This window comes from Paraglaciecola polaris LMG 21857, assembly GCF_000315055.1.
Taxonomy (GTDB): domain Bacteria; phylum Pseudomonadota; class Gammaproteobacteria; order Enterobacterales; family Alteromonadaceae; genus Paraglaciecola; species Paraglaciecola polaris.
In genome coordinates, this window is record NZ_BAER01000087.1 from 1 (window position 1) to 12,114 (window position 12,114).

The 12,114-nt window shown below is 45.6% G+C and carries 12 protein-coding genes; 3 read left to right on the forward strand and 9 right to left on the reverse strand.

Annotated features, from left to right (window positions below):
* Positions 1-34: 34 nt before the first annotated feature.
* Complete coding sequence (yiaA, locus tag GPLA_RS14850) at positions 35-463, forward strand: inner membrane protein YiaA (protein WP_007105758.1); 429 nt, start codon at positions 35-37, stop codon at positions 461-463.
* 331 nt (positions 464-794) lie between these two features.
* Here yiaA and GPLA_RS14855 read toward each other — a convergent pair whose 3' ends face one another.
* The 5 genes from GPLA_RS14855 to GPLA_RS14875 are packed head-to-tail and all read right to left on the reverse strand — an operon-like array spanning position 795 to position 4,607.
* Entirely contained in the window at positions 795-1,475 is a 681-nt protein-coding gene (locus GPLA_RS14855; protein WP_226993125.1) for a hypothetical protein, read from the reverse strand.
* A 35-nt stretch (positions 1,476-1,510) separates the two neighbouring features.
* Positions 1,511-2,269: a hypothetical protein gene (locus GPLA_RS14860; protein WP_040514960.1), complete on the reverse strand. Its 759-nt coding sequence runs from the start codon at positions 2,267-2,269 to the stop codon at positions 1,511-1,513.
* Entirely contained in the window at positions 2,259-2,612 is a 354-nt protein-coding gene (locus GPLA_RS14865; protein WP_040514961.1) for a cupredoxin domain-containing protein, read from the reverse strand. The genes GPLA_RS14860 and GPLA_RS14865 overlap by 11 nt, the downstream gene beginning before the upstream one ends.
* Complete coding sequence (locus GPLA_RS14870) at positions 2,599-3,933, reverse strand: sensor histidine kinase (protein ID WP_007105763.1); 1,335 nt, start codon at positions 3,931-3,933, stop codon at positions 2,599-2,601. The genes GPLA_RS14865 and GPLA_RS14870 overlap by 14 nt, the downstream gene beginning before the upstream one ends.
* Positions 3,934-3,938: 5 nt before the next feature.
* The gene (locus GPLA_RS14875; protein ID WP_007105764.1) at positions 3,939-4,607 is read right to left on the reverse strand and encodes a response regulator; all 669 of its coding nucleotides are present in this window, start codon (positions 4,605-4,607) and stop codon (positions 3,939-3,941) included.
* Positions 4,608-4,856: 249 nt separating this feature from the next.
* Here GPLA_RS14875 and mgtE point away from each other — a divergent pair, with 249 nt between their 5' ends.
* Both mgtE and GPLA_RS14885 read left to right on the forward strand, forming a co-directional pair.
* Positions 4,857-6,215 (forward strand): magnesium transporter, encoded by a 1,359-nt coding sequence (gene mgtE, locus GPLA_RS14880; RefSeq protein ID WP_007105765.1) that lies wholly within the window; start codon positions 4,857-4,859, stop codon positions 6,213-6,215.
* 3 nt (positions 6,216-6,218) lie between these two features.
* Complete coding sequence (locus tag GPLA_RS14885) at positions 6,219-7,079, forward strand: DMT family transporter (protein ID WP_007105766.1); 861 nt, start codon at positions 6,219-6,221, stop codon at positions 7,077-7,079.
* 99 nt (positions 7,080-7,178) lie between these two features.
* Here GPLA_RS14885 and galK read toward each other — a convergent pair whose 3' ends face one another.
* From galK to astA, 4 genes are all read right to left on the reverse strand, one after another.
* Positions 7,179-8,348: a galactokinase gene (galK, locus tag GPLA_RS14890; protein WP_007105767.1), complete on the reverse strand. Its 1,170-nt coding sequence runs from the start codon at positions 8,346-8,348 to the stop codon at positions 7,179-7,181.
* A 4-nt stretch (positions 8,349-8,352) separates the two neighbouring features.
* On the reverse strand, positions 8,353-9,402 hold the full coding sequence (locus GPLA_RS14895; RefSeq protein ID WP_007105768.1) for a UDP-glucose--hexose-1-phosphate uridylyltransferase: 1,050 nt from the start codon (positions 9,400-9,402) through the stop codon (positions 8,353-8,355).
* Between the two features lie 189 nt (positions 9,403-9,591).
* A complete protein-coding gene (astD, locus tag GPLA_RS14900) occupies positions 9,592-11,064 on the reverse strand; it encodes a succinylglutamate-semialdehyde dehydrogenase (protein WP_007105769.1) in 1,473 nt (490 codons plus the stop codon).
* A gap of 3 nt (positions 11,065-11,067) precedes the next feature.
* The gene (gene astA, locus GPLA_RS14905; protein ID WP_007105770.1) at positions 11,068-12,102 is read right to left on the reverse strand and encodes an arginine N-succinyltransferase; all 1,035 of its coding nucleotides are present in this window, start codon (positions 12,100-12,102) and stop codon (positions 11,068-11,070) included.
* Positions 12,103-12,114 lie beyond the last annotated feature (12 nt).

The following is a 12,114-nucleotide window of genomic DNA, read 5'->3' on the forward strand; positions in this document are numbered from 1 at the left end:
AGGTTAATTAACCAAAATGAAAAGGGACAAACAAATGACAATTCAAGCACCTACAAAATCTTATACGTTGGCATCGGTAGCAGCATTAGTTATTGGTACCGTGGCTTACGGTATCGGCTTAGTCAATGCAGAAATGCCACTAAACGAAAAAGGTTACTACTTGATTATTATGCTCTACGGTTTGTTCTCAATGGTATCGCTACAAAAAACGATACGTGATAAAGCAGAGGGCATCAAAACCTCAAGTATTTACCAAACCTTATCATGGGCATCATCAGGCTTCGCTATCGCATTATTAGCCGTAGGTTTATACAACGCGGAATTAGCATTGAGTGAAAAAGGCTTCTATGCCATGGCCTATGTATTAAGTCTATTCGCCGCGGTAACCGTACAAAAAAACGTACGGGACAAAGACGCTCTAGCCACTGCCGATAAAGACCAAGCCGAATTTATCACCGAGTAAATTCATAAGATAAAACAGAACCCATCAAAAAAGCCGTGTGGAGCAAACGATCTTCGCGGCTTTTTAAGCCTTTAAATGTTAGTCCTTTGCTTACTAAAGAATTATCAGCACCGGGTATTCATTCATACCGAAATGGCTGTATTGCGCTTCACGGCGCTAAATGAAATATCCTATACCAATCTGTTAGAGTGGGTATTGTGCCGGCAAGGCACTTCATGCAGTGCTATAGGCCTTAAGGATGGGGATGACAATGCTCTCAGTGCATAATGTTCGTGCAGAAAATGCCTCGTGGTTGCAGGGTATGAAGTACGCACAGCACATAAAACAAACGCTAAAACTCATACTCTACTGATGCACGCAGAGTATGATCCTTACTATCCCCATTTAAGCCGGCAATAAAACCCATTTCCCATTTGATTTGCTTCTGCCCGTCAAAGCGATGAATACCCATAAATGAGGGGCCCAGGCCGACAAAATCCTCTGCGGTGTATAGTTCAAGTGCCGGTTGAATCTCTGGAATAAAACGGTAGCGATATTGCATTCTAAATTCAGAGTGGAATGAGTTATCCACTACATTGCCAAATTTATATACCACTAGGTAGTTACCGGTAATGCTTGTTCGGCCAAATTCTTTTTCAACCAGTATGCCGGAAGTGAATTCCCAAGCGTCTCTTTGTACTTCTTTTTCAATTTCAAATAATGCGCCCCAATCTGCGAAATACTTACCTTGTTCGGTGATCATCCACCTGGCTGCTAACTCATAGGAGACTAGGCCAAAGTCGTCTTTTTGATCACGATCACCGACTAAGTTGACCTCAACAGCGACCCGTTCATTAATCGAGCGGCCGTAGGCAAGTCGTTGCACCAATGAGTTACCATCATCATTTTGGCGTGACATAAAGCGCCATTCAAATTCTTGTTCTAGGGGTAATACATAAGGGTGATATATTTTATCTACCACATTGTTACTAATGATTTTATGACCTGCGGTAGCTGTTGTCGTAACAAGCATTGGGCTGAAAACGAGCAGCATGGCGTGACGGGTGATCATGCTTGGTACTCCGGTTTTGAACGGCTATTGCGCTGCACGTATAAGCGTATAGCTCGCATGAGTAAGGGCAGAAGCAAAGCGATAAATAAGGTGAGTAAATAGAAACTACTGGGCGCGGCTTCGTAGCCAATCAGTACCTTAAGCAGATGCCCGTATTCACTTTCATCGGCGATGATTACACCCATGTTCCATAAAGGACCTGGGTCGGCTAACCAGTCAATTTGTTGTAATAATAAAATCACGTTTGCAATCTGACCGGCCACAAACAATGCGAAAGCAGTGCGTACAACGGCAGATTTAGTCACACTGCTAAGTAGCACATCGAGCAAAACCGCTACGCTGACGCAGATCCCCAAACCTAAAGTTGTGCCGAGCAATATGGGGACTAGGGCATCTTTTTGAAACCAAAATCCCACCACGAATACAGAAAAATCTGCACTTCTTGGCACCACAAATACTGCTACTATGGTAGCTGCGAGCCAGTAGACGTGTTTTGGCTCTTTGATGATAAGCCAAGCTGCTAGCATGTAAGCGGTAATTAACGTGATGCACTTGAGCAACTCGTAACCAGAGCCCTGATACCACTGACTGACGGTATGCTGATTCGCCACGACCAGTGCTGCCAGCATGATCCCCACGCCTACACCAGCCAATAGATGACGCCATTTTGGGCTCGCGTAAACACGCAGCAAGCTCAAGAGTACGAAAATCGGTAGTGCATCGCGTAAGAAAAGAACCACTGTGTTAATGAGCATTGTCGAAAGTCTCAGGTGACACGGCTATAACTTTGCCTACTGCGCTGGCTGGGTGATATTCGCCAAAAAAAGTGTATTGCCCTTCTTCTAATGGGCCAATGAATACATTGGCCTGGGCGTTACCGAATATAACCTTTTCACGGTTTAACTCGAAGCTGTCGATTTCTTCTGGTGTATCATCTTGGTTTATGAAAATTAGTTTGACCTTCTTGCCCGCAGGCACAATAACTTCCGCTGGGTAGAACAAATGGTCGCGGATCGTTATCGTCATTTCGGGCAAGGCCAAAGCGGCCGCCGAGTGCAACAGTATTAGTAACGTGAGAGGGGACTTATACTTGTGCAATGCTCACCTCGCGTTTTCTGCTCCGGGGTAAGAAGACTTGAACCGACAGCCCTCCTAAAGCAGAACGTTGTAGATGGATACGACCCGTGTGCAAATCGACAATTTGTTTCACTATCGCTAGGCCAAGGCCGATACCTTGGCCCTTTTTCTCTATGTGTTTACTTGAACGGTAAAAGCGCTCGAGCACTTTGGCATACTCATCGTCGTTTAAGCCACTGCCTGAATCATCTACCTGAATCAACACATCTTGACCATCTTGGTACACTTGTACTTGGATTCTACCATCAAGTGGTGCGTATTTATGCGCGTTACCAATTAAGTTGTGCAACAGCGTCAATAATGCAAACTCACTGCTTAATATGACTTGTGGTTTACCAATTAACTCTATGGTCTGCTGTTTGTTGTCGATGTTGGTATACATGTCAGAAATGACGTTCTGGGCGACTTGATACACATCAACTTGACTACTGTTAGCTTCAAAATACTCTGGGTTGGTACGGCTTAATAATAATATCTGATTTATCGCATGTATCATGCGGTCAGTGTCTTCATGGAGTTTATCGATACGCTGGGTATTGCTGTCGCTTATCGCTTCTTTACGTAAATTATGCAGGTTTATTTTTAACACGCTTAACGGTGTGCGTAGTTCGTGGGCGGCGTTTGAGGCAAATTGTTGCTCTCGTTCAAAAGCGGCTTGTAACCGAGCGAGCAAGGAGTTGAGCGTGGTCACCATTGGGGAGAGTTCGACTGCTGGTTGGTCTAATATAAGCGGCTCAAAGTTGCGTGGCGAGCGATGACGCAAGGCGTCAGACAAACTGCGTAAAGGCCGTAACCCTCGACTAACAGCAAAATAAATGATCACGGCTAATAGAGGGATGGTCCAAATAATTGGAGCCATGGCGGAAATAATCATTTTATCCGCCAACTCGAAGCGACTCTGAAGCGGCTGGCCCACCATTACCCATACGTCATCGTTGCTTGTGGATTGTGAATAAACACGCCAACGCTTACCGGAAAAATTTTTGTCGGAGTAGCCCTTAGCGAATTTGCCTATTTTATGTGTTGGGGTATTGGTTGAATTGACAAAAAGTTGAGTGTTTTTCCATAGCTGCACCGCGATTTGGTCTCCTGCATCAAACGTTTGTGCCTGTTGCAGCAAGGCGACTTGACCAAAACTGTTGGCAAGGGCAATCAATTCGGCATCAAACAGTTCAGAAGACTTCAACATACTGGAGCGATAGCCCTGCAGTGCTGCGCTGAAAGTGATTAATATCAGCAATGCGATGAGCAGCAGAGTTAGCTGGCGGCGAATGGAATACATTTAGCTTAGGTGCTCGCTCGGGTTGTGACGCTATATCCCACACCACGAATGGTTTTAATAAAGTCTTTTGGTAGTTTTTTACGTAAATTATGAATATGTACTTCTATGGCATTACTGGATAACTCATCACCCCATTCATACAGTTTTGTTTCAAGCTGACTTTTTGACTGGATGCGTCCAGCATTTTCCATTAAAGCTTTAATAAGCATAAATTCTCTGCGGGACAATTCTTTTGCCTCGCCACCGACCTGAATTTGATGACTTGCTAAGTCTAATGTCACCGCGCCTATTGTGACAATAGAGCTATCGGCTGTGCCAAGCCTACGTTCCATCACTCTAAGACGGGCAAGCAATTCTTGCATATCAAAGGGCTTGGCTAAGTAATCATCAGCCCCTGTGTCTAGCCCCGTAATTTTGTCAGTCATGCTGTCACGAGCGGTTAAAATGAGGGTTGGCAGCCCTTGTTTCTTGCGATGTGCTTGGCGTAGTACATCTAGCCCGTCCATGTCTGGCAAGCCTAAATCTAAAATCATCAGCGTAAATTCACCTGTGGCGATGGCGAGCAGTGCCTGAGCCCCAGTGGCCACACTATTGATGGCATAGCCTTCGCTGCGTAGCGATTGGCTAAGGGCATCACTCAAAGAGATGTCATCTTCAACAAGTAAAATTCGCATTGTGTATACCCTATTTGTGCAAAAGCGTAGCGTATCTGTAACAGCTTAAGTCAACATTAAGCGCAATATTGTGGCGCAAATGGGTCTGAGCGCCCAGTGTTAAATTGGCCGTGTTTTTAAATAATGCAATCGCTGGGTATTAAATCACAAAAAAGGAGAATTTTAGTACTGCTATCGTGCCCAGCATCCATTAGAATATAATCCATAAATCAAGATGTTAAGCACACGTTTTCTAGGTAAATACATTCTATGCCTGATTCTAAAGAAGCAAAAAAACTTAGCAATCAAATCGAAGAGATTAACTTCGCCTTAAACGACGGGATGATAGTACAGGTGCGCGAGATGCTGAGCACTATGCCATCTTGTGATGTGGCCTTGTTGCTTGAATCTAGCCGCAGCAGAACGCGTTCGGAAATCTGGCAGTTAATCGAGCCAGAACAATACAGTGACGTACTGGAAGATCTTTCTGAGGACGTGCGCAACGGTATTATTCGTCAAATGGTGCCTGAAATTCTGGCTGATGCGCTAGAAGAAATGGACACCGATGATTTGGTGGAAACCCTCAGTGGTTTGCCTGAAGCCGTGTCTCAAGACGCCTTAAGTTCAATGGACGAGCAAGACCGTCAGCGCGCCGAGCAGGCATTGTCTTACGGCGAAGACACCGCTGGTTTTATCATGAACACAGATACGGTGACGCTGCGTCCCGAAGTCACGGTGGATGTGATTTTGCGTTACCTGCGCCTAAAAGGAAACATTCCGAAGGGCACGGATACCTTCTACGTAGTCAATCGTAATGACGAGTTGATTGGCAGTGTACCGGTTATTGCATTACTAACGGCGAGGCCAACTGTCAAAGTTGAAAAGTTGATGACGCAAGACTCGGTCACTGTGCCGGTTGATATGAATGAAAACGAGGTAGCTAGCTTATTCGAGCGTTACGATTGGCTGTCAGCCCCAGTGGTTGACAAGGAAAATCACTTGGTTGGTCGTATCACCATTGATGATGTCGTTGATATTATTCGTGAAGGCGCAGAGCACTCCATGATGAGTATGGCGGGTTTGGCAGATGAAGAAGACACGTTCGCCCCCGTTATTAAAAGTACCAAAAAGCGCTCCGTTTGGTTAGGTGTGAATCTGTTTACTGCATTAATGGCGGCAGCTGTGAGCGATATGTTCGAAGCAACCTTAAGCCAACTAGCGGTATTAGCCATATTAAATACCATAGTGCCCAGTATGGGCGGTGCGGCGGGAAATCAAACTTTGACCTTGGTTATTCGAGGCATGGCTTTGGGGCATGTTAGTGATAGCAATGCGCGATGGTTGATCGGTAAAGAGCTTGCCATCGGTTTCTTTAACGGGGTGATTTGGGCCTTGCTTATTGCTTCTGTTATTGCCCTTTGGAAACAAGATTTGATGCTTGGTGGCGTGATTGCCTTTGCCATGATGATCAATATGATTGCGGCGGGACTCGCCGGTGCCATGTTACCGATCATGATGAAACGAATGAATATTGATCCTGCGCTTGCCGGTAGCGTGATCTTGACCACCATCACTGATGTGGTGGGGATTTTTGCCTTTTTAGGCACAGCTACTTGGTTGTTACTGTAAGTTATGTCATTAATATCCCTCGTTTCATTAACGTTTTTGACTCTGTTAGCGTTCGCCGCCAACTCTGTATTTTGTCGCTTAGCGTTAGATGAACAGAGCATGGACCCTATGAGCTTTACTGGTATTCGTCTTGCGTCTGCAGCTTTGGTGCTGGGCCTTATCATGTTAGTTAAAGCCCCTAAGAGTGTCAGCAGTTTCAAGTCGTTAAATGCCTACGGTAGTTGGCGGCAAGCATCGTATTTATTCGCCTACGCTGGGGCATTTTCTTATGCTTATGTGACACTTCCCACCGCCACAGGAGCATTGATTTTATTCGCTGCGGTGCAATTCACTATGCTGTTTATTGGCTGGTTCGGTGGTAGAAGGTTGAGCATCATGGCGGCAGTCGGGGTTTTAATTTCGCTGTTAAGCTTTGTCTATTTTGTTTTGCCAGAGTTGTCGTCGCCCAGTGTCATTGGCTTGGTAGTGATGGCGCTCGCCGGCGTAGCTTGGGGTATGTACAGTTTAGCAGGGGCTAAATCCACTCATGCCCTTGAGTCTACAGGGGCGAATTTTCTTCGTTGTTTGCCACTGGGGTTAATATTAATGGCGGTGTTTATGCCCACGGCTAATTTGACGTTTGAAGGCATTGCCTATGCACTCGCATCGGGTGCGCTTGCATCAGGTATTGGCTACGCAATTTGGTATCAGGTTTTACCGCTATTGGATAATAGTGTGGCGGCAGTTTGTCAGTTGTCTGTACCGATAATCGCAGCATTTGGTGGGGTGTTGCTGGTGGACGAGCCGATTACTTCTCATTTAATGTTGTCATCCGTGGGGATTTTAGGGGGGATGTTGTTAGTCACGGTAGCCAAAAAAAGCTAAGGCTAGGTTAACAACATCAGGCATAAAAAAAGGTAGTGAGTTATCTAGGATAACCACTACCTTATTTTGAATAACAAGGACTGAGCGAGGAATAAGCGCTTAAAAGCGGACTTCACCTGCACCATCACTTGCACAACAAACATAGAAGGTTTCTTGATAGCCTGTCTCGGCATGATAACGCTCGGCAATAAGCTGCTGAGCGCCAGCGACCATTTCTCGTGGCATTAAGGCCACGATACAGCCACCAAAACCACCGCCTGTCATACGTACACCGCCATGCTCACCTAGGTATTCTGCTAAGGTTGCGACGATAAAATCGATAGGTTTGACGGTAATTTCGAAATCATCACGCATGGAAGCATGTGATTCAGCCATCAATGCCGATAGGGTTTTTGCATCACCGGCGCGTAATGCATCTGCCGCTTGAAGTGTACGTTCGCTGTCTGATACCACGTGATGGGCACGGCGATAAACCACTTCAGGTAACTTGTCTTTTTGGGCTTGTAAGTCGGTTAAGCTAATATCACGTAAGGCTTTTATTCCTAAGATCCTAGCGGCTTCTTCACATTGCTCTCGGCGAGTATTGTATTCGCTGTCAACTAAACCGCGTTTAACATTAGAGTTGATGATAACCACATCAAGTTCTTTGGGCATCGAGATAAGCTGAGTTTCCAGTGAGCGACAATCGAGTAACAAGGCGTTGTTTTGTGCGCCACACGCGCTAACCATCTGATCCATAATGCCGCAGTTACAGCCTACAAATTGGTTTTCAGCCTCTTGACCGTTAAGCGCCACATCTGCTGAGGTTAATGGAAGATCAAATAACTGACGGAATGTTTCGCCGATAGCTACTTCCAGTGAGGCGGAAGAGCTTAACCCAGCACCCTGTGGCACATTACCCGTGACCACCATATCAACGCCTTTAAGCTGTAAACCACGTAGCTGAAGGTGCTTAATGACGCCGCGAATATAGTTGCTCCACAGTTGAGTAGGGTGTGGCTCAATAGCTGAGCTTAAGGAAAATTCATCACGCTCATTGTCGTAATCGGCAGCGACAACACGCACTAAGTTGTCTTCTCGCGGAGTAACAGCAACTAATGTCTGGTAATTGATAGCACAGGGCAATACAAAACCGTCGTTGTAGTCAGTATGTTCACCAATTAAATTAACGCGTCCGGGAGCTTGAAAATGACGTTCAGGTGCAGTTTCAAATATGTGCTGGTAGATGGCATTTAGATCATCAATTGCTTGTTGAGAAATGATTTTCATTGCTCTAGGCTCCGTTTGCTTCGTTGTAATGTACATCACTGAGTGCTTGTAACTTTTGAGCTGCTTGTTCTGGTGTTAGGTCACGTTGTGGCTCAGCCATCATTTCATAACCCACCATGAATTTACGTACAGTAGCTGAACGTAAAAGCGGCGGATAAAAATGTGCGTGCAACTGCCAGTGTTCTGTCACATCAGTATTATGCGGTGCGCCATGCCAACCCATTGAATAGGGGAAAGAGCATTGGAATAGGTTATCGTATCGGCTCGTCAATTTTTTCAGCGCTAATGCTAAATCAGCTTGCTGGGCATCATTCATTTCGTCAAAGCGGGCACAGCTGAATTTAGGCATCAGCAAGGTTTCGAACGGCCAAGCTGCCCAATAAGGTACAACGGCTATCCAGTGGTCGGTTTCGACCACTGTACGTTCGCCACTCGCTGATTCTTTTTGCGCGTAATCTAATAACAGTGCGCTAGCGTGTTTGTCAAAATACGCGCGCTGATTCACATCGGCTTTGCGTACTTCATTGGGAATAAAATCATTGGCCCAAACTTGTCCGTGAGGATGCGGGTTAGAGCAACCCATAGCAGCGCCTTTATTTTCGAACACTTGCACCCAAGCGTACTCTTTCGACAGATCCGCGACTTGGTCGCACCAGGTTTGCACGACTTTTTCAAGTGCAGGCAAGGGCAACTCTGGTAATGATTTATTATGTGCAGGTGAAAAACAGATCACGCGGCTGGTGCCGCGAGCCGCTTCGACTGTGAATAAGTCATCGTTAACTTGTTCCGATGCAGGTGTGTCTTTCATCAATGCGGCGAAATCGTTAGTGAATACAAAAGTATCTTTATATTCAGGATTCACTTCGCCGTTAATACGGGTATTACCAGCACATAAAAAACAGCTAGGGTCGTGGGCGACACTGTCGTTTTGTTGCGGTTTTTCAACCTGGCCTTGCCATGGGCGCTTAGCCCTGTGTGGTGACACAAGTACCCAGTCATTTGTGAGTGGATTACGGCGACGATGAGAATGATCTACCGGATCAAATTTAGACATTAGACACACCATATTAATAATTAGTTAATTAATACTATTATATTATTAATTGATTTTAATTTGTAAACCATCTCATGTCACCCCTAAAATCGCTTTTTTATTGCTGCAAATGTAAAAAAGCCTGCATAGCAGGCTTTTAATGTTCATGTGTTGTGTACCTAAACGTACTCATATGAGTCGACTGAGTGTTTAGAAGTTCAAGCCTGGATTTAAACTTGCCGGTAAAGCAACTTTTTCCAGTTCAACTGATGCCACTGGGTATGCGCAGTAGTCTGCAGCATAATATGCGCTGGCTCTGTGATTGCCACTTTCACCGACGCCACCAAATGGAGCCGCACCACTGGCACCCGTGATAGGACGGTTCCAGTTGACGATACCAGCACGAATGCGCTGATAAAAATGCTGATATAAGTCTTCGCTATCTGACAACAGTCCAGCGGATAAACCAAACTTAGTATTGTTGCCTAGTTCGATCGCGCGGTCGAAATCATCAAAACGAATCACCTTCAACAATGGGCCAAAATGCTCTTCGTCAGGCATTTGTTCAACCATAGCCGTTACATCAATGATACCTGGGCTGACAAACCCTGATTCAGTGTCTAAATGCGTTAGCTCTACCAGTGAGGTTGCACCTAAATCACGTAATTGTTGCTGAGCCATAACCATTGAATTTGCGGCACTTTTAGAAATCATCGCCCCCATAAATGGTTGCTCGTCAGCGTCATAATTACCCACTTTGATGTTTTTGGTAACTTCAATCAAGCGAGCTAAAATGGCATCGCCTTGCTCGTTTTTCTCGATAAATAGCTTGCGGGCACAGGTACAGCGTTGACCTGAAGTCACGAAAGCGGATTGAATGATATCGTGTACGGCCGCATCAATATCGCTGACGTCTTTAACGATAAGGGGGTTATTACCACCCATTTCAAGAGCCAATATTTTGCCAGGATGACTCGCATATTGCTCGTGTAATATTTTACCTGTGCGTGAGCTGCCAGTGAAAAATAAGCCATCAAGATCAGGGTGTGCAGCTAGTGCTTTACCTGTTTCTACTTCACCTTGTACTAGGTTTAATACCCCTTTGGGTAAGCCTGCTTTTTCCCATAACTGAACGGTTCTTTCGGCTACCAGCGGCGTTAAATCGCTAGGCTTAAAGACGATACAGTTTCCAGCTAACAACGCAGGCACAATATGCCCGTTGGGCAAATGTCCTGGGAAGTTGTAAGGGCCGAATACAGCCACTACGCCGTGGGGCTTATGGCGAATAAATGCTTTACCTACCGGCATCGGGTTTTCAACTAAGCCGGTGCGTTCCTGATAAGCACGTTCAGAAATCGCGATTTTACCTATCATTGCGCCTACTTCCGTGGCGGTTTCCCACAACGGCTTACCTGTTTCTTGGGCGATAGTTAGCGCTAACATGTCTTTGTTTTCAACCAGCAATTCAGCAAAACGTTTCACGTAGGCTAAACGCTGCTCGAAGGACAAAGTCGCCCATGAAACTGTTGCGGCTCGGGCGCTGTTGACGGCTTCATTTACTTGTTGGGCGGAAGCAGACTTTGCGTGCCAAATTTGTACTTTTTTTGCTGGGTCGATTGATTCAACAGCATGGCCTTGACCTGCGTGCCATTGACCAGCGATATAATGCGTTTGTTGTGTCATGTTTTATACCTTGAAAGTTGTCGGGGCAAAACGGATGAAATCGCCGTTTTGCACGTCAAGTTGCTCTGCGTCCGCTTGAGAAATAATGGCTAGTTCGTTCGCTTCATCGATATTAAGAGACGTGGCGATAGCTCGAAATTCAGCGATTTTACAGTTGATCACAAAATATTCTGTATCTGAGTCAACGGTTTGCTCGTCTATCTTAATCGCTAATTTACGACTCGCCTGAGCGGTACGGATATGCGTTAGGTTGGCTTCTACTGTCGGGCCAGCATCGAAAATATCAACATAACCACGGCAGCTAAAACCTTCTGACTCAAGTAAACGCAGGGCGGGCTGGGTTTTGTCATGGACCTTACCAATGACGGCTTGGGCTTCTTTGCTAAGCAAACTGACGTAAATCGGATACTTGGGCATCAATTCAGCAATGAATTGTTTTTGCCCTATGCCAGTGAGGTAATCTGCGGTGGGGAAGTCCATGGAGAAGAAATGCTCTTCTAGCCATTGCCAAAACGGCGACTTACCTGTTTCATCGCTGATACCGCGCATTTCTGCAATAACGGTTTCAGCAAAACGCGCTTTGTGTTCCATCATAAACAAGAAGCGCACTTTAGATAGAAAACGACCACAATTACCGTGACGGGCAGACTCACGTAAAAACAAGGTGCAGATTTCCGAAACGCCAGTGTAGTCATTACACAGGGTTAAAATTTCTGCTGTATTGTATATATCAAGCTCCCGGGAAGCGTGTACCACTTTACTTAAGTGATAGTGATAAAACGCGTCATCAAGTCCCACACTCGAAGCAATTCCACTGGTACCTACGACTTCACCTGTCGCTGAATTCTCCATTACAAACAGGTAGCTTTCGTTGCCAGGTTGACTGATATGTGCCTTGAAAGCCGTTTGTGAATCAGCGATTTTACTTTGCAGCAAGCTTTCATTTACCGGCAGTGACGTGAATCCGATCCCGGATTCCTCTGCAATGTTATACAGCGCTGAGTAATCACTGGGCTTAATCGGGCGAATAATCATCATGGTCGTAATCTC